The 23,741-nt window shown below is 44.9% G+C and carries 19 protein-coding genes and 1 pseudogene; 8 read left to right on the plus strand and 12 right to left on the minus strand.

What is annotated here, in order from left to right; translation table 11 throughout:
• Window positions 1-2: 2 nt before the first annotated feature.
• Both FEM55_RS25180 and FEM55_RS25185 read left to right on the plus strand, forming a co-directional pair.
• The gene (locus FEM55_RS25180) at window positions 3-1,376 is read left to right on the plus strand and encodes a TonB-dependent receptor (RefSeq protein WP_229209260.1); all 1,374 of its coding nucleotides are present in this window, start codon (window positions 3-5) and stop codon (window positions 1,374-1,376) included.
• Window positions 1,377-1,421: 45 nt separating this feature from the next.
• Window positions 1,422-2,555 (plus strand): annotated as a pseudogene (locus FEM55_RS25185) (TonB-dependent receptor plug domain-containing protein); the annotation flags it as partial.
• A gap of 88 nt (window positions 2,556-2,643) precedes the next feature.
• Here FEM55_RS25185 and ccsA (FEM55_RS13980) read toward each other — a convergent pair.
• From ccsA (FEM55_RS13980) to FEM55_RS14000, 5 genes are all read right to left on the minus strand, one after another.
• Window positions 2,644-5,244 carry a cytochrome c biogenesis protein CcsA gene (gene ccsA / locus FEM55_RS13980; RefSeq protein ID WP_138281986.1) on the minus strand — a complete coding sequence of 867 codons (2,601 nt, stop codon included), beginning with the start codon at window positions 5,242-5,244 and terminating at the stop codon, window positions 2,644-2,646.
• A complete protein-coding gene (locus tag FEM55_RS13985; protein WP_138281987.1) occupies window positions 5,241-5,675 on the minus strand; it encodes a cytochrome c maturation protein CcmE domain-containing protein in 435 nt (144 codons plus the stop codon). The genes ccsA (FEM55_RS13980) and FEM55_RS13985 overlap by 4 nt, the downstream gene beginning before the upstream one ends.
• 5 nt (window positions 5,676-5,680) lie before the next feature.
• A complete protein-coding gene (locus tag FEM55_RS13990; protein ID WP_138281988.1) occupies window positions 5,681-5,905 on the minus strand; it encodes a CcmD family protein in 225 nt (74 codons plus the stop codon).
• Between the two features lie 77 nt (window positions 5,906-5,982).
• Window positions 5,983-6,666: a cytochrome c biogenesis protein CcsA gene (ccsA, locus tag FEM55_RS13995; RefSeq protein WP_138281989.1), complete on the minus strand. Its 684-nt coding sequence runs from the start codon at window positions 6,664-6,666 to the stop codon at window positions 5,983-5,985.
• A gap of 46 nt (window positions 6,667-6,712) precedes the next feature.
• Window positions 6,713-7,375, minus strand: a complete 663-nt coding sequence (locus FEM55_RS14000) for a heme exporter protein CcmB (RefSeq protein ID WP_229209261.1) — start codon at window positions 7,373-7,375, stop codon at window positions 6,713-6,715.
• A 222-nt stretch (window positions 7,376-7,597) separates the two neighbouring features.
• Here FEM55_RS14000 and FEM55_RS14005 point away from each other — a divergent pair, with 222 nt between their 5' ends.
• Together FEM55_RS14005 and feoB are read left to right on the plus strand one after the other, a co-directional pair.
• A complete protein-coding gene (locus FEM55_RS14005) occupies window positions 7,598-7,846 on the plus strand; it encodes a FeoA family protein (protein ID WP_229209262.1) in 249 nt (82 codons plus the stop codon).
• Window positions 7,847-7,875: 29 nt separating this feature from the next.
• The gene (gene feoB / locus FEM55_RS14010; RefSeq protein ID WP_138281991.1) at window positions 7,876-10,011 is read left to right on the plus strand and encodes a ferrous iron transport protein B; all 2,136 of its coding nucleotides are present in this window, start codon (window positions 7,876-7,878) and stop codon (window positions 10,009-10,011) included.
• Between the two features lie 37 nt (window positions 10,012-10,048).
• On the opposite strand, the gene FEM55_RS14015 is transcribed toward feoB, so the two are convergent.
• Window positions 10,049-11,530 carry an NAD(P)H-hydrate dehydratase gene (locus FEM55_RS14015; RefSeq protein WP_138281992.1) on the minus strand — a complete coding sequence of 494 codons (1,482 nt, stop codon included), beginning with the start codon at window positions 11,528-11,530 and terminating at the stop codon, window positions 10,049-10,051.
• Between the two features lie 249 nt (window positions 11,531-11,779).
• On the opposite strand from FEM55_RS14015, the gene rplS reads away from it, so the two are divergent.
• Together rplS and dapF are read left to right on the plus strand one after the other, a co-directional pair.
• On the plus strand, window positions 11,780-12,142 hold the full coding sequence (rplS, locus tag FEM55_RS14020; RefSeq protein ID WP_138281993.1) for a 50S ribosomal protein L19: 363 nt from the start codon (window positions 11,780-11,782) through the stop codon (window positions 12,140-12,142).
• A 146-nt stretch (window positions 12,143-12,288) separates the two neighbouring features.
• On the plus strand, window positions 12,289-13,074 hold the full coding sequence (dapF, locus tag FEM55_RS14025; RefSeq protein ID WP_138281994.1) for a diaminopimelate epimerase: 786 nt from the start codon (window positions 12,289-12,291) through the stop codon (window positions 13,072-13,074).
• 16 nt (window positions 13,075-13,090) lie between these two features.
• Here the strand turns inward: dapF and FEM55_RS14030 are convergent, their stop codons facing one another.
• Together FEM55_RS14030 and FEM55_RS14035 are read right to left on the minus strand one after the other, a co-directional pair.
• Entirely contained in the window at window positions 13,091-13,396 is a 306-nt protein-coding gene (locus FEM55_RS14030; protein WP_138281995.1) for a rhodanese-like domain-containing protein, read from the minus strand.
• Between the two features lie 75 nt (window positions 13,397-13,471).
• The gene (locus FEM55_RS14035; protein ID WP_138281996.1) at window positions 13,472-14,614 is read right to left on the minus strand and encodes a DEAD/DEAH box helicase; all 1,143 of its coding nucleotides are present in this window, start codon (window positions 14,612-14,614) and stop codon (window positions 13,472-13,474) included.
• Window positions 14,615-14,789: 175 nt separating this feature from the next.
• Here FEM55_RS14035 and FEM55_RS14040 point away from each other — a divergent pair, with 175 nt between their 5' ends.
• Complete coding sequence (locus tag FEM55_RS14040) at window positions 14,790-15,605, plus strand: hypothetical protein (RefSeq protein WP_138281997.1); 816 nt, start codon at window positions 14,790-14,792, stop codon at window positions 15,603-15,605.
• 16 nt (window positions 15,606-15,621) lie between these two features.
• Here the strand turns inward: FEM55_RS14040 and FEM55_RS14045 are convergent, their stop codons facing one another.
• The gene (locus FEM55_RS14045) at window positions 15,622-17,373 is read right to left on the minus strand and encodes a M14 family metallopeptidase (protein ID WP_138281998.1); all 1,752 of its coding nucleotides are present in this window, start codon (window positions 17,371-17,373) and stop codon (window positions 15,622-15,624) included.
• 8 nt (window positions 17,374-17,381) lie between these two features.
• Entirely contained in the window at window positions 17,382-18,470 is a 1,089-nt protein-coding gene (locus FEM55_RS14050; RefSeq protein ID WP_229209263.1) for a lipase family protein, read from the minus strand.
• Between the two features lie 298 nt (window positions 18,471-18,768).
• Here FEM55_RS14050 and FEM55_RS14055 point away from each other — a divergent pair, with 298 nt between their 5' ends.
• Window positions 18,769-20,025, plus strand: coding sequence for a cation:proton antiporter (locus FEM55_RS14055; RefSeq protein ID WP_138282000.1), 1,257 nt, complete (start codon window positions 18,769-18,771; stop codon window positions 20,023-20,025).
• On the opposite strand, the gene FEM55_RS14060 is transcribed toward FEM55_RS14055, so the two are convergent.
• Entirely contained in the window at window positions 20,022-21,047 is a 1,026-nt protein-coding gene (locus FEM55_RS14060) for a hypothetical protein (protein WP_138282001.1), read from the minus strand. The two genes, FEM55_RS14055 and FEM55_RS14060, sit on opposite strands and share 4 nt — an antisense overlap.
• Window positions 21,048-21,055: 8 nt before the next feature.
• On the minus strand, window positions 21,056-23,740 hold the full coding sequence (locus tag FEM55_RS14065) for a DUF3352 domain-containing protein (RefSeq protein ID WP_138282002.1): 2,685 nt from the start codon (window positions 23,738-23,740) through the stop codon (window positions 21,056-21,058).
• Between the last annotated feature and the right edge of the window lies 1 nt (window position 23,741).

Genomic DNA, 23,741 nt, shown 5'->3' on the forward strand with positions numbered 1-23,741 from the left:
ACATGAATAAAACGTTCTTCACTTTTATTTTTACACTGGTAACCTGTTTCTGTTTTGCGCAGAGTTTCAAGGTTTCCGGAAGGATTACAGATGAAAAAGGCGATCCGCTGATCGGTGCTTCCATTATCGAAAAAGGAACCAGCAACGGAACGACAACCGATGGAAACGGTGCCTACACGTTGTCGGTCAGCAGTGCAAGTTCTGTCATTGTAGCGACTTATGTCGGTTACAACAAGCTTGAAAAAGCCATCAGCGGCAGCGGTGAGCAGAATCTGGTTCTTGAAAATGCGACTGTCCTGAATCAGGTTACCGTTGTGGGTTCCAGAAATTTAAACCGTTCCTCTACGGATACGCCTGCACCGGTGGATGTGATCGATATCCGGGAAATTACAACGAAGCAGGGCCAGCTGGACGTAAATCAGCTTCTTCAGTTTGCAGCTCCTTCCTTCAATTCCAATCGCCAGACCGGTTCCGACGGTGCGGATCACGTCGATCCGGCATCTTTGCGCGGTCTCGGCCCGGATCAGACTTTGGTTCTGATCAACGGGAAAAGACGTCATCAGTCTTCGCTTGTAAACCTTTTCGGTACGCGCGGACGCGGGAACACCGGCACCGACCTGAACGCCATTCCGGCTGCTGCCATCGAACGAATTGAAATCCTGCGTGACGGCGCTTCTGCACAGTACGGTTCGGATGCCATTGCAGGCGTTATCAATATTGTTTTGAAAGAAACGGTAAATCAGCTGAGCGCCAATGTAAATGCGGGCATGTACAAGGCAAAATACCGCTACGACGATAAGCAGTTTGACGGACTGAACTATAATGCAAACCTCAACTACGGAATAAAAATCGCAAAAAAAGGGTTTCTGAACGTTACGGCAGATTACAATTTCCGGGATCATACCAACCGCGCCAATACCGTTTCCAGCGAAGCGGATCTTGCCAGAAGACAGTACGGCGACCCGAAGATCAACAATGCTGCAGTGTATTACAATGCAAAAGTTCCGATCGGAACGAATTTTCAGGTTTACAGCTTTGGCGGTTTTAACAAAAGAAAAGGCGATGCTTATGCGTGGACGCGTTTTGCTGACGACGATCGGAACATTCCTTCCATTTATCCGAACGGCTTTGACCCGATCATTGCCAGCACGATTGACGACCGTTCGTTTGCCTTTGGCGTAAGAGGCGTATGGAAAGGCTGGGATATTGATCTGAGCAATACATATGGTTTTAACAAATTTCATTTTAATGTAAAAAATTCGCTGAACCGTTCGCTCGGGCCATTGTCTCAGACAACGTTCGATGCCGGCGGCTTTCAGTTAGGGCAAAATGTGAACAATCTGAACATTACAAGGTATTACAAAACGATTTTATAAGGGCTTAACCTTGCATTCGGGGCGGAATACAGAACAGAACAGTATAAGATCTTTGCAGGCGAGCGCGCTTCGTATTACAACTACGACCCGACTTACCCGGGCGGTTCCCAGGGATTTCCGGGATACAGCCCGACGGACGTTACGGACAAAAGCCGTTCAAATGTGGGCGTTTATCTGGATGTAGAAGCCGATGTTACAAAGAAATTTTTGGTGGATGCCGCGGTACGTTATGAAAATTACAGCGATTTCGGAAGTACGGTAAATGGAAAAGTGGGTTTGCGCTACAAAGTAACCGATGCATTTTCATTGCGCGGAACGGTCAGTACAGGTTTCCGTGCGCCGTCACTTGCGCAAAAATATTTCAATTCCACTTTTACCAATTTTGTGAACGGTACACCGGTTGAAGTTTTACTTGCCAATAATGAAAGTGCTGTTACGCAGGCATTGGGAATTCCTAAACTAAAACAGGAAACATCTCAGAATGCAAGCGTTGGCTTTACAGTTTCACCGGCTTCCGGACTTTCGGTGACCGTGGATGGTTATTATGTCAAAGTAAAAGACCGCGTTGTGCTGACCGGACAATTCAGCGATGAGGACAAGGAAATTGGTGATCTTCTGAAACAGCTCAGAGTTGGAAAAGCCCAGTTTTTTACCAATGCACTATCTTATACGACGACTAAAGGAATCGATGTGATTGTAGCGCATACAACCCCATTGGGCATTGGAAGGCTTAGTTCCACACTGGCAGCCAACTTCAACTGGATGGAACTCGGTCCGGTAAACACAAGTCCGAAACTGGCAGGAAAAGAGGACATTTATTTTGATGAACGAGAACGCAGGTTTGTACTCGCTTCGGCGCCTCCCTCCAAAATAAACCTGACACTGGATTACTCAGTGGATAAATTCAGCTTTATGCTGCGATTCATCCGTTTTGGAGAAATAAAACTGGCCAACTGGGATTACGAACTGGACGTGTACAAGCCGAGAATCCAGACGGATGTTACCTTGAATTACAAGGTAAGCAAGAACTTTTCATTGTCGGTGGGCGGAAGCAATATCTTCAATGTTTATCCGGACATGTCCTTGCCTGCGCTTACGGAGTCGGGTGGAGCATGGGACCCTGTTCAGATGGGAAGCAACGGCGCTTTCATTTTTACCCGGCTTGGTTTCCGTTTCTGATTGTAAGTATAACAGAAAAAAACAGATTGTATAATAAAAAGGGGGCTCAAACAAAGTTTGAGCCCCCTTTTTATATTGCTGATGTATTTTAAACAGCCTGTGGCCTGGCTTTGGATTTGCTTTTGCCGGAAGCAGGCATATTTTCCCTGTTCCGCATTTTTACAAACTCCTTGAATCTCCTGATTGTGGCCATAACAAAGCCGATAACCAATACGAATGTTCCGAGCCAGAGTACATTGATAAGCGGCTTTTCAATGGCTTTCATGACAATAAAATCACGTTGCGTCGTATTGACGGCAAATGAGAACTGGCCTGTCTGCGGATTGATTTCCTGGAACTGAATACGCATGCCCAAATCGTTGCTTACTTCCGGCTTGCGTGCCACCATACGGTCTCGGATTACAAACGACGGCGTGATAACATATTCTTTATCCTTGTCCAGCACGCGGATAATGGCTTTTACTGCTGCATCGCCTTCGCCAAGCGTAACGCCTTCGACCTGTTCCGTACGGATGACATTATCCAGAATGGCAACATAATCATTTACAAAAAATGTATCGCGCATGTTTACCGTAAAGTTTTCGGTCTGACTCCAGACCGGCTCGGCAGTCGGGTTGGTTACCATGGAAACATACGTGTACAGATCCTTGTTGTACTTGCGCTGAATGTCCGGTGATGAAACAATCCCGCCCATTCTCGGATTGATCTGAACCCTTGGGAACAGGTTGAAAATACGTCCGGAAGGCTCACGATACTCAATATCATAATAAAAGTTTTCAGGGAAAATCTCGATCGTGTCGCCTTTGGAGTTGTATTTTTTGTCATTGACAACAATATCTCTCAGAGCAACTGCATGGAAATCGCCTTCTACAATATCGACCCAGCTTTTGGGAATATAACCCGGAATATGACGCGGCTCCACGCGGACATCTCGCCATGTGAGCATGTAATCGCCCATTTTCTCAGGCTTGTTGAGCCATAGCGTAATATTTTCCTTGTTTTCCTTATTGTCATTACTGGTAAATTCCTCACTGCGCGAAATCATCAGCCCGGAATTGTTAATGGAAACAACTTTGGTATAACCCGAAGAAAACAGAATCCCGATCAGCATCAGTGCAACGCCGATGTGCGTAATAGCGCCACCCGACAAGTTGTAATTTCCACTGATGATATTAATCAGAATGGTGCCGTTCGCCACAATTGCGAAAACCGCCGTAGTCAAAAGAACAATGTACTGAATGTCCTTTACGCCTTGATATGTTATAATAGCCGCACTGATGATCAATGCAATCAGCAAAGGATTGTAAAGTGCCTGAAGGCGGTTCTGACCCACTCGTTTCCACCAGAAAAACTGGCCGATACCGGTCAATACAATAATCAGCGAGAAAAACCAGAGCTGAAATTTGTTATAGTGCCCGATCTGATCCGCCGGCAAAGCCATGTTCAGGATGGTACCGAACGCTTCCGCAATTTTATTGTAAACCGGAATGGAAGTCGTGGCAAGAATCTGGAAACCGGACAAGCACAATAAAGTAGCACCGATAAAAATCCAGAATTCCTGTGAGTATGTAGAAACTTCTTCTTCGTCAACAGGAAGTTCTTTCCAGCGGTAAATCAGAAGGCCGGTTGCCACGATTGTGAATGTCAGAAGATAAACCAGAAGCTGACCCGAAAGTCCAAGGTCTGTAAACGAGTGAACCGATGCATTTCCCAGAACCCCGCTTCTTGTCATGAAAGTGGAGTAAAGAATGAGAATGAAAGTGGCAATCGTCAGGATAAACGAAGTTTTAAGCGCAGTGGCATTTCTTCTTCCGATAATCATCGTATGAATAGCCGCAACAAGCACCAACCAGGGAACAATGGAAGAGTTTTCGACCGGATCCCAGTTCCAGTAACCGCCGAAGTTAAGCGTTTCGTAAGCCCAGTAAGCGCCCATCAAAATACCTACACCCAGAATCAGCGCGGAAAACAGCGCCCACGGCAATGCCGGACGAATCCAGTCCTGAATTTTCCTCGTCCATAATCCGGCAATGGCAAACGAGAAAGGAATCAGCGTAGTGGCAAATCCCAGAAAAAGGGTAGGAGGGTGAATCACCATCCAGTAATTCTGTAAAAGCGGATTCAGTCCGTTGCCATCTTTCGGAATGAAATTGGCGTCCATCTGATAAACCGGTAAGTCCGGCATTACTTCTTTTAGCAAAAGGAACGGAGTGGAGCCGATTTTAAGATCCAGTCCGGGAATGACAACGCCCAGAATCATGGAAGTCAGAAATGCCTGAACCAAAGCAAAAACGGTCATCACAGGCGCTTCCCACGAGCGGTTTGAGAAAATCAGTACCACGCCGAGCACGACGTTCCAGAAGATCCAGAGCAGAAAACTTCCTTCCTGGTCCTGCCAGAAGCTGGAAATCGTGTAACCGGTCGGCAGGGAAAGCGAGGAGTTTTTCCAGGCATAATGGTACTCAAAATAATGATTTCCGATGATCCAGTACAACGAAAAGACGACCCCTGCGACTGCCGCCACGTGCACGAAAAAAATCATTCGGGCGAACTTCTTCCAGGTCAGTGTTTCCTCAGGCAATGTGCCGGACATGCCGGCTTTGAAATAGGCGAATGTTGCAACGAGCGCCGTTACAAACGCAATAATAACCAGCAGGTGACCTGCACTTCCGATTGTGCTGTGAATCATGATTTTGCTGCTGTATGTTCAGTGGTTTCCATTTTGCCGTTGTCGTATTTCGACGGACATTTCATCAATATTTTTTCGGCTGTAAAAGCGCCGTCCTGCATTTTTCCAATCACCACAACCTGTTCCGATTTATCAAAATCCTGCGGTTTGGTGTTTTTGTAAATGACTTTCTGTTCTACGTTATTATTGTCAATCAATGTAAAAGCGAAGTAATTGGGGTCAATTTCAGGCTGGTATTCCATATCCAGAATCCGTCCTGAAACGTCTTTTTTCAATTTTCCGACCACATGGATACTTTCAGCGTCACCTTCTTGTGCCATTTCCCTGGCTTTGGTAAAGTCAACATAAGTACTGGCATCGCCGGCAGTGGAAACAATGATTCCGATGGCAACGGCTACGATAATAAGACCGAATATCTGTATCTTTTTCATGAATGTTACTTGATATTTAATTCCTTCTCAATTTTGCTTACACGGGAGTCAATTCGAAGCATGTTAACGGCAATGCCCAGAAACACAATGGCTATGACGGCAACTACAACCCATATTTTGCCGTCTTCGCGCAGCTTGTCAGCCATCGGGACAGCGTTTTCAGCAGCTTGTGCAAATGTATTTCCGGATATGAAAAACAGGAAAAACAGAATCTGAAGAACTCTTTTCATTGTATTTAAGGGGAACTGAAATCTTAACGAAAATTTGAATTGAAATGTTTATGATCTGTTAAAAAACAGTGATAAATCTATATTCTGGACGTTGAAACAAGCTTTTCTTCACGCACGCGGTTAATCCGTTTGATCCTTACCCGCAGTTCTGCAAGCCACAATCCAAGCAGAATATAACCGATAATGGCCGGATAAAATACCTTCCGGATGTCGTTGTTGAAATCGTACGAACCGAAAGTGCTGTTGCCGCCGCTTCCCGGGTGCAGCGAATCTGTAAGCCTTGGAAGAATATAAATGATCGGGATAAAAACGGCAAACGCAAAGATGTTGTAAACGGACGAAATGCGGGCCTTACGCTGCTCGTCTTCAAACGAACTTCTCAGCAAAAGGTACGCAAGATAAATCAGGATTCCGACAGCGGCCCCGTTCAGTTTCGGATCGTTCGGCCACGGGTCGCCCCACGTATAATTGGCCCAGACCGAGCCGGTAAGGCAGCCCAGAATACCAAAAAAGATGGCCGACTTCGCAAGTTCGCTGGCAATATCATCATCATTGATGCGTCCGCTGCTGAGGTAGCGAATGGAAAAAACCATGGATGCAAAGAGCAAAGTAGTCATGGCCAGCCAGAGCGCCACGTGATAATACGTATTGCGGATGCTTTCGTTGATAATCGCAAGATGCGGAACAGGACCCATGATGCCCATTACAATCACGTAGAATATAATAGCAATGCAAAGGATTTTCCACCAGATCTTTCTCATTTTCAGAATTTTAACTTTTAATCTTTTTTCAGGCCAGATGCAGGTTTCAGCTTCTCCATAGATAAGGAAAAAGCAAATAGCTGAGCGTAATTACTATGAGATCAATAGATAATAGTGTGGTGATTTCATCCGAACTTACCGACCAGTCCAGACCGTCCAGCGCATTTTTGGCCAGCCGGATCGTCATGAGCAGCATGGGCAGTATGATCGGGAAACTGAGAACGGCCATCAGCGTAGCGCTGTTGTCCGCCTTGGAAGCAATGCCTGCCACCAACGTTAGCACCGAAGCAAAACCAATGGCGGCCAGCAAAATACAGATCAGATAAAGTCCCATATCGCCAACCGGATTTCCCATGACGAAAGCATAAAAAACAAATCCGAAACCGGACAGCAGCAACATGATCAACGAATTGTAAACGATTTTTGATATGATGATGGCCTGCGGACTGCAAAGATTATAGTAGTACAACAACCGTCCGAACCTCTCCTGCGAGAAACTTTTGGCAATCGCATTCACTGCCGTAAACAAGATGATAATCCAGAAAAGCGTGTTCCATACGATGGGTGTAAGCTGGTTTCTTCTGAGATTAAAACTGAGATAACAAACAAAAACGGTGCTCACAACATAAAGCAACATCCCGCTCAATGCGTATTTCTGACGCCATTCAAGGGTTACTTCTTTCCAGATCAGGGTTTTTATTTCGTTCAAGATTACGGGCAATCGGCTGTTTGCTTGCAGCTCGGTGATTGTACTTACTAAATCAAATCCTCTGCTTGTCGGATTCCTTTCGCACTGCAAAAATACGACATAAAGGCTGAGGGAAATAATAAATCGGGTACGAATTTGCAGTATTTGTCGCAAGCATTATACAATTGCTGAAGTTATGTTTGAATTACAAACTGATAGTGCTTAATTTGCACTTTAAATAAAATGAATCTAAATAAGGAGCGTATGTCGGCTCGTACGGTTTGCAGTCTTCGAAAAGGAGAAAAAGGGGTTATAAAGTCATTCACAGATCGTGACATGTCTTTGAAATTGCTGGAAATGGGCTGTCTTCCCGGCAGCGAAGTGCGTCTGGATGCAATTGCACCTTTTGGTGATCCGATTTGTATCAATGTAGGCGGTTGTTACTCCTTGTCGTTAAGACTGAACGAAGCGGCCGTTATTGAGCTTGAGTAACAAATACGTTCCGTTTATCAGCCTGTCCATTGAAACAAGTTCATATTAAAGTTGCGCTGGTAGGAAATCCAAATGCCGGCAAGTCTACGTTATTTAATGCATTGACCGGATTACGGCAGAAAACAGGAAATTTTCCCGGTGTAACAGTTGAGAAGAAATCAGGTACATTCCGTTTGTCCGGCTCGGAGGGGCAGCCGGATACAGCCGTAACGGTTGTAGACCTTCCGGGAACTTACAGCATTTATCCCAAATCAAAGGATGAAACGGTTGTAATGGATATTCTTGCCAACCCGAAACACCCTGATTATCCGGATGTTGTCATTATTGTGGCGGATGCATCCAATTTACAGCGAAACCTGCTTCTTTTCACGGAAGTAAGCGACCTTGGTGTTCCTTCCATTCTGGCGCTCAACATGCTGGATGTGGCTTCCAGCATGAATCTGACGGTCAATGCGGTACAGCTTGCCATGCAGCTGAATGTTCCCGTTATCCGGATCAACGCACGTACCGGAGAAGGAATCAGCACTTTGAAAGAAGCTGTAAAGCAGACACTGGAAAAAAGAGAAAAGCCTGCTCTGCAGTATTTCTACGAACCCAAAGGAAACGAAGTGGAGCTGATCGAAGAAGTGCGCGAACTGTATCATCTTGACAATGATTATGTTGCTTTGCAATACGTTTGTCAGCACGATAATTTTTCCTTTCTTGAACAACCCGTCCGGGCCAAGCTCGACACACTTATTGAGAAGTACGGGTTTGATGAAAACCACTTTCTGGCATCGGAAACGGTCGCACGCTATGAGAAAATAAAGCCGATTGTTTCCAAATCCGTAAAATCCCAGGGAATTACGGAACAGCCATACTGGACCAGAAAACTGGACAGTATTTTACTGCATTCGGTTTGGGGCTATGTAACTTTTGCCTTTGTGCTGCTTGTCATTTTTCAGGCCATTTTTGCATGGGCTTCCTATCCGATGGATATGCTGGATGCGGTTACGGCCCAAACCATTGAATGGACCAAGGAAGCATTGCCAAAAGGCGTGCTCAATGATCTGATAACAAATGGAATTCTGGCCGGAATCGGCGGTATCATTATTTTTATCCCGCAAATTGCGATTCTGTTTGCACTTGTTTCCGTACTGGAAGAATCCGGTTACATGGCGCGTGTGATGGTGATTATGGATAAGCTCATGCGCCGCTTCGGTCTGAACGGACGAAGTGTGGTTCCGCTTATTTCCGGCGTTGCGTGCGCTGTTCCGGCCATTATGACGACCCGAAGCATCAGCAGCCGCTACGAACGTTTGCTTACGATTCTGGTTACGCCGCTGATGAGTTGTTCGGCACGTTTGCCTATCTATACGATTCTGATTGCTTTGGTGGTGCCGTCCACAAAAGTTTTCGGGTTTTTCAATATGCAAGGACTTGTACTTTTCGGATTGTATGTGCTCGGGCTTGTCGGGGCGCTTGGCTCGGCGTGGCTGTTATCCCTTTTTATTCCAAGAAAAGAACCGGGTTATTTCATGCTCGAGATGCCTACTTACAAATGGCCGCGCTGGGGACATGTCGGTTTTTCCATGTATGAAAGTGTCAAATCGTTTGTGCTGGAAGCCGGGAAAGTCATTATGGCGATTTCCATTATTCTCTGGGTGCTGGCTTCTTACGGTCCGGGCGATAGCATGAGTAATGCCGAAAAAAGGGTCATTTCAGAAATGGGCACGAAGCCGCAGGAAGAAATTGATGTTGCCGTTGCTTCCGCAAGACTGGAAAATTCGTATGCCGGTCAGTTCGGACATTTCATTGAACCCGTTATCCGTCCGCTCGGCTACGACTGGAAAATCGGAATTGCATTGCTGGCTTCCTTTGCGGCGAGGGAAGTTTTTGTAGGTACAATGGCTACTATTTACAGCATTGGCGGCGATTCCGAAGATGTACTTACGGTTAAAGAAAAGCTGCTGAACGAAAAGAATCCGGATACGGGTGCGGCCATGTTTACGCCTGCAGTCTGTTATTCGTTGCTGATGTTTTACGTTTTTGCCATGATGTGCATGAGCACGATTGCCGTCGTGTACCGCGAAACACACGGCTGGAAATGGCCGTTGATCCAGCTTGTGTATCTGATGGCACTGGCTTATGCATCTGCATTTGCTACTTATCAGTTGCTGAGCTGATCTTGCAGAACGGCTTTTGACAAAACAACGGAGTTTTTTACCAGCCAAGACAGTCGACAACGTCGGAAGCGATAAGTGCGCTTTGTCCTTTTTTGACGGCTGCACGATCGCCGGCGAGTCCGTGTTCGTAAACCCCCAGAACGGCAGCATCCGCAGGCGCATACTTTTGTGCAAGCAGACTGGTTATTATTCCTGTCAGTACATCGCCGGTTCCGCCGGTTGCCATGCCGGCATTGCCTGTTGAATTGAAATGCACTTCGCCGTTTGAAAGGATTACAGCCGTATTTGCACCTTTCAGGCAAATAACGACTTTGTGTTTTACGGCAAATTGTCTGCCTGTTTCCAGTCGTTCGTATTCGTTTTTGCTTTCGCCTGCCAGTCGCTGAAATTCTTTCGGATGCGGAGTAAGAATTGTATTTTCAGGTAATTTGTCAAGTAAAAAGCGATTTTCGGATAAAATATTCAATGCGTCGGCGTCAATGATCAAAGGAACTTTTACGGAATCCAGCAGTTGTTCCAGAACCTTTACAGTCGCTGCATCCTTGCTGAGCCCCGGCCCGATGCCAACCGCAGAGTAACTTTCCAGATCGGGTAACTCACTGATGTATTTTTCATTTTTGTCCGGAACCGCCATCGCTTCGGGAATGGAAATCTGCATAATATCGTAACCGCAAGCCGGAAAATGCATCGTCAGCAACCCGGCGCCCGAGCGCAAACAAGCTTTACCGGACAAAACTGCCGCGCCCATTTTTCCAAAACTTCCCGCGATCAGCAACGCATGCCCGAACGTTCCTTTGTGTGAAAACTTTTCCCTGGGCTTTATGATTGCTTCCGCGTTTTGTTTTTCGGTAAAATAATAAGGTGTTTGCGCATTCCGGATAAAATCCTTGCTGAGACCGATGTCCGCAACGTGCCATTCTCCGGCAAACAACGCATTCTGCGGCAGCATAAAAGCCAGTTTCGGAAACTGAAATGTGACGGTATGATCCGGCTTGATAATGATATTATTTTTATCATTGGGTTTGTCGGCATAAAGTCCGCTGGCAATGTCAACCGAAATCGTTTTGTTTGTCAAATTATTAATAGCATTGATCACATCCGCCAAAAGTCCTTCTGCCGGTCTGGATAATCCTGAACCCAGAATGGCATCAATCAAAACGGTTTCCGGAGCAATTTCAGGAAAGTCGGCGGCTGTACGGATGCTGTTTGGTTGTACGCTGTTTTTAAATCTCTCCCGATTTGCCTGAAAGTCAGCCGAAGCATCGGTGCTGTGCTCAACTATGTAAACATTTACATGATAATCCATTGAAGCAAGTATGCGCGCAATTGCCAGCCCGTCGCCGCCATTGTTGCCTTTTCCGCAAAAAACACAAACCGGTCTTGTATTCACAAACTGATTGCAGAACCATCTTACAAAGCCGTTTGAAGCACGTTCCATCAAATCAACGGATGAAATCGGTTCGTTTTCAATTGTATAAGCGTCCAGCTGGCGAATCTGTTCTACATTCAGGATTTTCATAAAAAGTCAGGTTGTGAAAAATGTCATGCAAAATAGCATTTGCCTAAATCATTGTACCAACGCGCTTGCTGCAAAGGTAACAAAGCGTAAAAACGTATAATTTTTGAGGATTATATCAGGTCAAAACTTTCATATGCAACGGAATAATAGTAGCTTTGCACTCGTTTTCGCAAAAGCTGTTTTGAATGAATGGGCGTCACCCAATCCGCTGAAAACAGTCATTATTTTAATCCATAAAAAGCATTCGTCATGAGCGAACTTATTAAACTCGTAGAAGCTACGATTGAAAATCGTAAATCCGAGTATCCTGAATTCAATTCAGGCGACACGATCAACGTACACGTTAAGATCCGCGAAGGTAACAAAGAACGTATCCAGCAATTTCAGGGTACTGTTATGCAGCGCCGTAACCTTAGCGCAAGCGGTGAGACATTTACAGTACGCAAGATATCAAACGGCATAGCTGTTGAACGTGTTTTCCCTATTCTTTCTCCAAGTATTGCAAAAATCGAACTGGTTCGCCGCGGTAAAGTACGTCGTGCCCGTTTGTTTTACCTGCGTGGACGTCAGGGCAAAGCCGCTCGTATCAAAGAGCTTAAAGTTTCGAAATAAGATTTATTGTCTTTCGGACCTGAATCGAAACCCTGCAAGTAATTATTTCTTGCAGGGTTTTGTTGTTTAAAACAACTGCCTGTTTCAACTGGATGTAATATCCGCTATTTTTACAGGCGTTGGAATGCTGCAAACTATTTACTTTTATGAATACCGTATTTTATAAATATCAGGGTACCGGAAATGATTTCGTAATGATTGATGACCGGGAAAAAAACTTTCCGGTCTCGAAAGAATTCATTGCATCGCTTTGTCACCGCAGGTTCGGAATCGGAGCGGACGGACTGATATTACTTCAGAATGAAACGGGTTACGATTTCAGAATGGTTTATTTCAATGCGGACGGCGGAGAAGGAAGCATGTGCGGAAACGGTGGCCGCTGCGTTGTGCGCTTTGCGCATGATCTGGGCCTTTTTTCTGAAAAAACCACTTTTATTGCCGTAGACGGTTTGCATGAAGCCACAGTTTCAGATGACATTATCCGGTTGAAAATGTCTTCGGTTCGAGACGTTCAAAAGTTTGACGAACATGATTTCATGAATACGGGTTCTCCGCATTATGTTACCTATGTGGATCATATTGAGGAAGTGGATGTCGTAAATATCGGAAGCGGCATCCGGTATGGTTCCGTTTACGGGCCCAAAGGCGGCGTGAATGTCAATTTTGTTGAGGTAAAAGATCAGAATCAGTTAAGCGTCCGTACTTACGAGCGCGGCGTGGAAGACGAAACTTTTTCCTGCGGAACAGGCGTAACAGCCTGTGCACTTTCAGCGCATTTACGTGAAGGCTGGGAAAGTCCGATCCATGTCAAAACCATTGGCGGCGCGCTGGAAGTTGCGTTTGAAGAAAAACAGCCGGGCGAATTTGACGATGTTTATTTAATCGGGCCAGCCGTACGCGTGTTTGAAGGAAAGCTGAACTTGCCGGAATAAAACGGATTTAAGCTAGCTATTCCGATTCGATAATTCCGCCTTTTACGTGGAAAATCGATTTGTCCAGCCATTCGGGTACGCGGCAGTAATCCATTGCCGCGACTTTGCTCCGGACGCCGTTTGTACAGATCACAACAATATTTTTATAAGGAGTCAGCAAATTCCTTTTATCCCGGATTTCGGATAAAGGAATGTTGATGCCGCCTTCGTTGAATTCTTCGAATTCCCATGTTTCCCGCACGTCCACCAATACGGAACTGGCTTCATTTCTCAGTTTCAGCGCCTCGTGGAGATCAATATCGGTGTAAGTATTCTTTGTCATACCGTTAAAAAAAATCGTTACCGGTTTTCCATAAAGGATAATACGGTAACGAAAATTCACAAACCATTTAAAATTTTATCTCCTTGCGGCATAAGGATGGTCATTAACCACCGGAATGTTTTTGGCAATCAGTTTATGAATGTCTTTCAGATATACTTTTTCCTCCGTATCACAAAATGAAAAAGCCGTTCCTTTCGCTCCTGCGCGGCCTGTTCGCCCGATCCGGTGAACATACGTTTCCGGAATATTCGGGATTTCATAGTTGATTACATGCGTCAGATCGTCTACGTCAATTCCTCTTGCCGCAATATCCGTGGCAACCAAAACCCTCGTAGCCTGACTTTTGAAGTTTTTCAACGCATTCTGACGCGCGTTCTGCGATTTGTTGCCATGAATGGCTTCAGACGTAACGCCTGCTTTTCTCAATACTTTCACAACTTTGTCGGCACCGTGTTTGGTTCTGGTAAAAACCAGCGCCGTAGCAATGGAAGAATCCTGCAGAATATGCAGTAAAAGCGAATTTTTATCCGATTTGTCCACAAAGAAAACCGATTGTCTGATCGTGTCCGCCGTAGAGGAAACAGGTGTCACTTCCACTTTGGACGGATTTCTTAAGATCGTATCGGCAAGCGTAACAATCGCCGGCGGCATGGTTGCCGAAAAGAAAAGCGATTGTCTTTTGGCAGGCAGCAGTTTGATCACTTTTTTAACATCGTGAACAAATCCCATATCCAGCATGCGGTCGGCTTCGTCCAGTACGAAAAATTCAAGTTGATTCAGCTTGATAAAGCCTTGATTGATCAGATCCAGCAAACGGCCGGGTGTTGCAATCAGTACGTCAACGCCTCTCTGAATGGCATCGGTTTGCGGCTTCTGGCCAACGCCGCCAAAAATAACGGTATGTTTTATATCGGTATATCTTCCGTAAGCGGCAAAACTTTCACCAATCTGAATAGCCAGTTCGCGCGTCGGAGTAAGTATCAGCGCACGGATACGGCTTCTTTCAAATTTTCCAACCGGATTGTTCTGAAGCAACTGAAGCATCGGAATGGCAAATGCGGCTGTTTTCCCGGTTCCGGTCTGCGCGCAGCCCAGCAAATCTTTCTGTTCTAAAATAATGGGAATTGCTTTTGCCTGAATGGGAGTGGGTGTTGTGTAGCCTTCTTCCCGGAGCGCCTTTGTAATGGGCTCAATGAGTTTTAAATCCTGAAATATCATTTGTGTTTTTTAAGATGGCTGCTTTTAACATCATGATATAAACAGCCTGAATAATTATTGACCAAGGAGGCCGAAAGTATAACAGAAGTAACTTTTTAAACGTTCAGTGGGTATACTGCGTAAAAGTTTTCCGGAATGCGTAAATTTAGACAACCTTCATTAAATCAGTAAATTTATGATCAGAGCCATTACTTTAACTGTTTTATTTTCAGCCATTTTTATCGTTGCAAATGCACAGGATGTCATCATCCGCAGAAATGGCAAAGTCACTGAATGCAAGATCCTCGAAGTTGGCATCAACAACGTGACGTACAAGCTTGGAAAAGAAGAATCCGACGCCAGCTTTGTCATCCGTAAAAATGAACTGAGCAGTATCCGTATGGAAAACGGTGTAACTGTTTACATGAACGAACGGCAGGAGGCCGAAAATGAAAAAAACAGCAGACGAGGAATAACGTTTGGAGCTAACCTCATCAATTTTTCTCCGTTCCAGGCATTGGACAGCGGCATTGGCTTTGGAATTAATTACGAAAGAATCATCGACAAACAAGGTTATTTTGGTATTACGCTGCCTTTTGCACTTACTTTTCCTGACAATTCCTCAAGTATTGCTTACGATACCAGACAGGGAACAGAAATATTTTATTTTTCGCCGGGACTTAAAATTTATCCGGCAGGACAAAGACGCGTCACTTATGCAGTAGGTCCTAATTTATTTACTGGTTTTGGTCATCGATGGATATATAACGACTTCTATAATCCGAATACCGGAAGTTACACCAGTACGGAGGCAAGAGCAAAAGTGTTCCGATTTGGCCTTATGGTGAATAATTACATTAATTTTCAGATCACACGCGCATTTCAGCTTGGCCTGCATCTCGGCCTCGGTTCCAGATATGTTGATAACGAAAAGTATCTCAACATCAATAACAAAATGCATGGTATTGAATTTACCGGAGAATTCATGTTTAACCTCGGCCTGCGTCTCTGATTATTTTAGTTAAAAATCATTTCATCAGCCTGAAAACCGGATAGCGCAAATACTCTTTTTCGCGATAAGGTGAATGGTCATAAATAAATTCGAGCTGGGCATTGGCGCTTTTTGCAAATTCCGGCTCGGATTTTCTTTTTTCTTCCAGCTGCTTTTTCAGTTCGGGTGATTTTTCCAGAAGTTCCGCTGCCAGATCTTCAAATACATACGCAGAATAATGTTCCTTGGCCTGAAGAATCGTATCAAAAAAATTCCATTTGAAAAAAGAATCAACTGCTTTGGGTTCCAGCGTTTCAATGATGTAACGGTTCGTCCATTGATTTACAGGAATGTACCAATCGCCTTTCCTGAAACCGACTTTCGTTTTTTCGGTCCTGAGACTGACGCCCGTATGCCAGTAATGTCCTTCAAAAGGCTGTTTGGGTGATTCGTAATTTTCAATAAAATACGTTTCCACTTCCATTTCAGCATCTTTTTCCAGCTGTTTCATTTCCACTCCGTTCAGTTTCAGCAGTTCAATGATATTGTGCCAGCCTTGCGGAACAAGGTAAGCTGCCGGCTTTGTAACTTCATCCTGCGGCACGTACGTATCGTAAAAAGGAATATTCTTGATAAATGGTTTTGAACGGTTGTAATACAGTCGCTCCTGACCGCTTACTTTACTGGTAATGTATTCAGGTTCATAGCCTTTGAATTCGATCTGGGTATTTTTCTCTTTGTTAACCTGCCACGTGACCGCAAACTTTTCCTGCACTTTCACCGCTTCCTTGGTCTCTTTGCGCAATTGCAGCAGTTCTTTCCGGTATTTGGCCAGAAACAGGATATTGCCGTGCAAGTACGCATAAGTTGCTTTCACGCGCTGATCATAAGGTTTCAGCATATGTGTTTCTGTCATGACACCAATTGTATGAAAAAGAGCGGCGTAGCCTGTTGAGTAACGCGGCCAGTCGGGAAACTGCACAAAACCTTTGTCAGGCGTCTGACCCCAGGCATTCACGTACGGCGTTGCTTCATAACCGGCTTTTTCAAGATGTTTGTACATATAAGGAAGAAAAACGGCATTGTTGAATTCACCCAGTCTTCCGCCCAGCTTGTCTTTCTGCGCATAATCGAGCGTCATCACATACTGGTAATCCGCGCCGTTGCTTACATGCATGTCGGCAAAAAGATCAGGATCCAGTTTATGGAAAATAGCTGCAAAACTTCGTGCATTTCTGGTGTCATTTTTTATAAAATCGCGGTTAAGATCAAAATTCCGGGCATTTCCTCTGAAACCGTATTCTTCCGGACCGTTTTGATTGGTACGAGTCGTATTGTTGCGGTTCAGCGTTCCGCCGATGTTGTAAAATGGAATAACAGCAAGCACAACATGCTCCATTTCAGGAAATTTCTTCGGATTCAACAAAATATCCCTTAACAGCATCATGGAAGCATCCACGCCGTCCGGCTCGCCGGGGTGAATGGCGTTGTTGACAAACAAAATGGCTTTTCCCTCTGCTTTCAGTTTTTTTATGTCAAAGTTTTTATTGCTGGAATATAAAACAAGATGCAGCGGTTTGCCGCTGTCAGTCAATCCTTCTTCGGTAATCCGGACCTGAGGAAATTTTTTTGCCAGCAGTTTATAAAAAGCAATACCTTCTTCATAATCAGTAGTTTGAGTGCCTCCGGATTTCTCAAATCTGGTTTCATACTGCGCACGAACGGAAAAAGAAATCAGGAAACCGAAAAGAAGAATACTTGTCCGGACAAATGTATTTTGAATGCGCATAGGATGGATTATCTTGACTTACCTGTTTCAGCCGGACCGGCATTGTACTTTTTCAGCAAATATAAATATGGTTCGGGAAGATGATGCACAAATATTTGATCATCAGAATCCGGGTACAGGTTAAAATAAGCTTTATCCGGCATTAAAACGACTGTTGGTCCGATGCGTACGTAATTGCTGCTTTTGAAATAAACAGGGGATTTAAACTCCGGCAACGTTTTTCTGACCATTTTGGAAGCGTAGTTGCCCAGGAATTTTTCATAATTACTTCTTGCCTTTTCACTTGGCTTTTTCATTTTCCTGTAAGCATGCCGTAATGCGATCCGTGCAAAGAACTTCTGCTTTTTTATTATTTTGTCTATGTTTTTAAAAGGGTTGGTTTTATTGAAATCGTCCAGCGTCTGCACGGAGAACGGCACTTCCGGAACCCAGTCGGCTGCATTGATAACGTTATTCGCCCAGCCACCGGCAACCATGGCTTCGTACTCGTAAGCATAATATGTATTGCCGGCTTTCGGGCTTGCGCTGCTGTATGTTTTAAAACGAATGTCTTTCGGAAGGCGGTTCTGTTTCTGAAGATTGTATAAATGCGACGTCAGCAAGTAGGAAATGGCGCCGCCCTGACTATGTCCCATTACCAGAAAGTCCTTGATACCGGCTTTGTAGCACGAATCGATTTTCGGGAGAATGTCTTTCGCCAGATAAGCGGTTCCGATAAGCCAGCCGATATGTACTGCTGCTTTCGGATGGTCCGCAAGATGGTACTGAAACAAAAAGGTGGAAGAAAGTTTGACTTCGCCGTGTGCAGGAACCATGGCAGCATAAAAGTTTTCCAGCCAGCCAACCGGGTTTTTAGTTGTACCCCGGATATTGATAGCCGCCACCTGATCGTCATTTTTCCAGAGTTCCCAGCGATTGTCCAGTCCTATAACCGGCGATTTGTAAACAGATTTGAAAACGGCAGGTTTCGGAACAGGCGTTTTTGCGGAATCTGTCATCAGCGGATCGTAAAGCAAGACGTGCATACGCAGCAACTCTTCATATTCGGCTTTATCGAATCCCGGTTTCAGCAAACCATTTTGGGCGTGTAATGCCATGCAGCAGCAAAATACAGCGGCGGCACTGGTTAAGGATCGTAAATATAGTTTTCTGAAAACAGTCCGGATATTTATCATTTCAACGGCATATTTTTATTAAAAGGAACAGTAAAGTATCAATTTCTAAATGTAGGAAATCTCCCGGTTTAATAACTGGATTCATGCCGCAGGGTACTTTTTTTGAAAAATTGACAGCTGTTCAGGTCATTAGAATACCATTAGAGTTTGCAAATCAGCCTCTTCAAAGGGCAGTTTTAAATTTGAGTTTCTTATTTTTGGCTGGTCTAAAAATATTTTTATGGAATTATATTATTCTTTTTCGGCATTAATCGTCCTTTCGGCCATCTTTGCTTACCTCAATGCACGGTTTCTGAAACTGCCTGCATCCATTGGTGTAATGGTGATTGCATTGATTGTTTCCGTTGGATTAATAGCAACTGACAGTATTTTTCCAAGGACATTTATCCGGATTACGACCCTGATCGCCAGTGTCGATCTGACGGAAATCCTGATGGGAGCCATGCTTAATTTTTTGCTTTTTGCTGGCGCCATTCACATTCACCTGGAAGATTTAAGGGAACAGCGTGCGCCTGTCATGATATTTTCTACGGTCAGCGTGGTGATTTCCACTTTTGTGATCGGATTTCTGATGTACAATTTACTGAATTTTGCAGGAATGCCGATTCCGATGATTCAGTGTCTGGTTTTCGGCGCTTTGATTTCACCAACCGATCCGATTGCCGTATTAGGAATCCTGAAGCAGGCCGGCGTTCCGAAATCGCTGGAAACCAAAATTGCCGGAGAATCCCTTTTCAATGACGGTATGGCCGTCGTGGTGTTCATTCTGATGCTTGCACTGGCGAGAGGCGAGGAGGTAAATACTTCATTCGGAGGCATTACTTCACTGCTTGTCAAAGAGGCACTCGGCGGAATTGTTCTCGGACTTGTGCTTGGATTCATAGGTTCACAGATGATTTACCGCGTGGACGGCTACAATGTTCACGTTCTGATTACGCTTGCTATCGTTATGGGCGGGCATCTTGCAGCGCAGGCCATGCATATGTCGGGTCCGCTGGCGATGGTCGCAGCCGGACTGGTTGTAGGCAATTACGGGAAAAATCTTGGAGGCGTTTCTGAAATGGAGCGGGATTATATTGACAAGTTCTGGGAACTGATCGACGAGATCCTGAATGCCATCCTGTTCCTCATCATCGGTTTTGAACTGCTTCTGATTCCTGATCTGAAACAATACGGTTTTATCGGAATAGCGGCGATTGCAGTTGTGCTTTTTGCAAGGTTTATTTCCATTTACATTCCGGTCCGGATTATTCCGTTCCGTACGCGTTTTGGTAAAAAGTCCATAACCATTCTTGTTTGGGGCGGTTTGCGGGGCGGCGTTTCCATCGCATTGGCCTTATCTATAGATCAGGATCTGAACAAAGATCTGCTTCTGGCCATTACTTACTTTGTAGTGCTCTTTTCCATTATTGTTCAGGGGCTTACCGTTGGCAAGCTGACGGCCAAAATGAGCGAAACGGCGGAAGTAGCAGATTAGGAATTTGCGGGTTTCTCAATCGTTTTTATAAATGCATTGACTTTGTCAAGCCAGAGGTACTGACCTTCGCAGGTCCAGTGCGAATCGCCTTTAAGATAAGCGTTGCTGCCCATTTTCCGGAAATCGGTGAGAACATCTATAAACGGCATTTTCAGTTCAGGATGCGTATAAATCCTCTTGATCAGGTTGTTGTATTTTACAGTTTCGGTTGTTAAAACAGAAACCTTGTTTGGAATAATGGACAATATGACGTGGTCAAAACCCAGATTTCTGGCAAAATCCTGCGAAGCATTGATATTTTGTACCATGCTGTCAATTTCCGTTTCATTTACTTTGGAAAAAGAAGAAGTCATGTTGGGCGTATCCGTATCCATGTAATAAACGACGTTTTCGTCATTGTTTATAAGCGTAACGCCTTTGTTCACACGGCTGAAGAAGCGGTAATTAAATGCGGATTTCCATTCTTTCAAAGTAAGAATGACATCATTCTGAAACAGCAGTTCGTCCAGCCGGTCTTCGGTTGATCTGGATTTGAAAGCATTGTCGAGCCGGTTCATGAAGCGCGGCGGAGTGCCTTTGGAAACAAACGTCGCATGGTCCGGAATCAGGTTCCGGATCGTATCCTTCATCTTTTCCCTGAAATGCCTTTCCACCGATTCCAGCAGCAGAATATTGGTTTCGGAAGGATCTGTTTTCAGATGCAGAAATTCATTCCAGTGTACATACGTGTAAGCATCCACCGCAAAATCCTTTTTGCCAACGCGCTGCGCTTCCGTAAAGCTGTCACCGATGATGTATAAATGGGTTTTCTGTGAAGCAGTTTTTGCAGGCGTTCTGTAAGCTGTGCATTCGGTTCTTGGATCTTTAAACTGAGCCAGATTGGACAAACGGTAAAGATCGCCAAACCGGTAACTGTCTTTGATCAGATCCAGCTTCCCGGCTTCCGACAACAAGGCCGGGCTCAGTCCGGCAGCCCAGACCAGACAACCAAGGACAAGAAATGCGTATTTAAGAAATTTCATAAAAAACACTACCGCAGCTTAACCGACCAAACCTGTACTTTTTCTTCCGACCTGCTGAATATAAGCAATTTATAATAACCCGGCTGATAAGTAAGCTGAACCGGCATTTCCGACGGAATGGCTTTGTCGCCCAGTCTCTTTCCCGTCATATCGAAAACAGTCGTGTAATTTCCCGATTTAATGCTGATAAACCGGTTGTCCACGCCAAAGAAATGATACTGGATGATTGAATTCGGCAGAATGTCTTTGATCTCAAACAGTTCATTGCCGTCCTTGGTGATGATGGCAGTTTTGGAATTGAGCGAACGGACAAGAATCCAGTCCAGCGAGTTTCTGTCAAAAAGCGTACGGAACCTGGAACCGGGTTCAGGGCGCAAAAGCTGCTTGCGCGATGTTATGTTTCCGTCCAGACCGATCCGGATCAGTTCGCCGGAAACACTTACGCCAACCAGTTCAGGCTGACCACTTTCAGGGTTTTGTGCCCATGTGAATGCACTTTCAGTCCGTGTAAGGATGTCAGTCGGAAAGCCGGGCCGTACAGTGCCGTTTTCTTTCAGCAAGTAGATTTTTCCGTTTTTCTGCGTGACAATAAAACCCCTGTTTCCGATCTGGTTCAATGCTACAACCGGACTCTGTATGCTTTCAAACTGAACGGAACGGTTCAGCCTTTTGACCGGCTTCATGACATTTTCCCACAAAAACAGTTCTTCTGCCTCATTCTTGATAATCAAACGGTTACTTCCTTCATTGCCGCCGTCAATGGAATACAGCGCGGTGATGGGCTGTGAAGAAGGCAATGTTCCGGTAAAAGTTGAAATCCTTGTGGAATCGTCTTCATCCAGTACGTAAATGCTTCTTTTCGTGGCAAATATCCTTTGCTGCCTGCCGATATTGAGAAAGTCCAGCTTGTAAGCAGCGGTAACGATCGGACCGTTGAGTCTGGCGACCGCTTTTGTTTTGCCTTCGTATAAATTGCTGCTTCTCAATAAATTGTTATTCTGATCGGTAAGCAGTATTTCTGAGCTGCCGTCAACCGGGTTCTGGAGAGCGGCAAGTTCCGTGTCGTAAATCACCGGCCATTCAATATTGATATTCAGAAAAGTACGGTTAAGCACTTTACTGGCTGTCTGTCTCTTCTTCGGATAAAGCGTTATTTCAGGATATGCTTTATTGCCGTCGTAATGGCATTGAAAAACAACGGCTTCAATTTTGGAAGTAAGGTCATTGTAGTTTTTTGCAGCCTGCTTCCCGGCTCTTGTCTGTGCTTTGCGCAGGTTAACAATCAGTGAAAGCTGGGCTTCATTTTTGGTGGCCGTCAGCGCACTGTCATATTCCGGCGACTGTTTCCATGTAATCTGGTTTTCATAGTCTACAATGTAGTTTTGCAGAACCTGTGAATTGTTGCTGATGACAAGATAAGGCGCAATATAAGTAATGTAACTTCTCGGAAATCCCTTGAACATAGGTCCGTAAAGTCCCGAAGGCAATTCGGGCAGCGGCACGGAGTAAATGTCGTACCCCTGATATTGGTCTGCTGAAACACTGGATTCCTGTGTGGCCAGCTTTGCCAGTTTTTGTAGGACGGGCCTCAGCTTTTCGTAGTTGGAAAATTCTGCCAGCAGGATTTTTCCGTCACTGATGCTGTTGTTTTCTTCCAGTTGACAGAGAATCAACTCCGATCCGAGATTTTCAATCAGCAGATTGCTTTCTCCGGCAATGTAATAATTAAGCTTGTTCCAGGCCTCGGATTTATAGCTTTTATGCCATTTCAGGAAATTTTTCTGAAATGCTTCCTTGTCTACGACGGCTGTCCGGTACAGAAATGAGGTTTGCTGTGAAATATGCCTGTGACCTGCAAACGGCGCGCCCGGAATTCCGTTGGTGATGCCGGCAAGATAATAATCCGGAGAATCCGTTCCTGTGGATTTAAGCGTAAGCGGCCCTTTTTCCTTGCTTTTTTCAATGTGAAAATCCTGATAACGTCCGAAATTTCTTGAAAATTCTCTCAAAACGCCGTCTGAATGCTCGGAAGAAATTACGGAGTTCCATGCTTCGCTGTTCAGATACAGGCTTGTCCCGTAATCCGAATCATGAATCTGTGAAAATTCCGATTTCAGCCGGAACGATTCCAGGTTCAGAGATGAAGCACGCACAACATCTTCAATCAGATCACCATAATAGCTGACGATCAGAAAATCGTCTTTGATAAGGTAAGAAAACAATGGCCGCGAATTGCTGTCAATAATATCCGTGATCCGCTGATTCTGAAAAGTATGGTGCAAAGCACGGATTCCTGCCCGCTGCGGGCTTTTCAACCATTTGGCTTCTTCGTCATCTTTAACGGGAATGTACAGGATCACGCCCCATTCCGTACTCGTTCTCGGATGATAGGAATACGAAAGTACTTTCTCTTTGAGAAAACCGGATAATTTTTTCCGGTCCGGCGTAAGCAGGTTCAATAGCGAAAGATTATCGCTGGCAATGTCCAGAAACGGAAGTCTTTTCAGATCAACGTCAGCCTCCGTTGCGGTGTAGAACGAATCCTGAAGATGCTCGCTTGTAATAACGACAACGGCATTGGAAGGAATGAATTTCCATGCAGCCGAAGAACCACGCGACCATCGGTACAGAAAATATCCTCCTGAAAGGATTCCTAATGCCAGCAGAAAAACAACTATTTTTTTAATAGACACA

The organism is Dyadobacter sediminis (assembly GCF_005860765.1).
Taxonomy (GTDB): domain Bacteria; phylum Bacteroidota; class Bacteroidia; order Cytophagales; family Spirosomataceae; genus Dyadobacter; species Dyadobacter sediminis.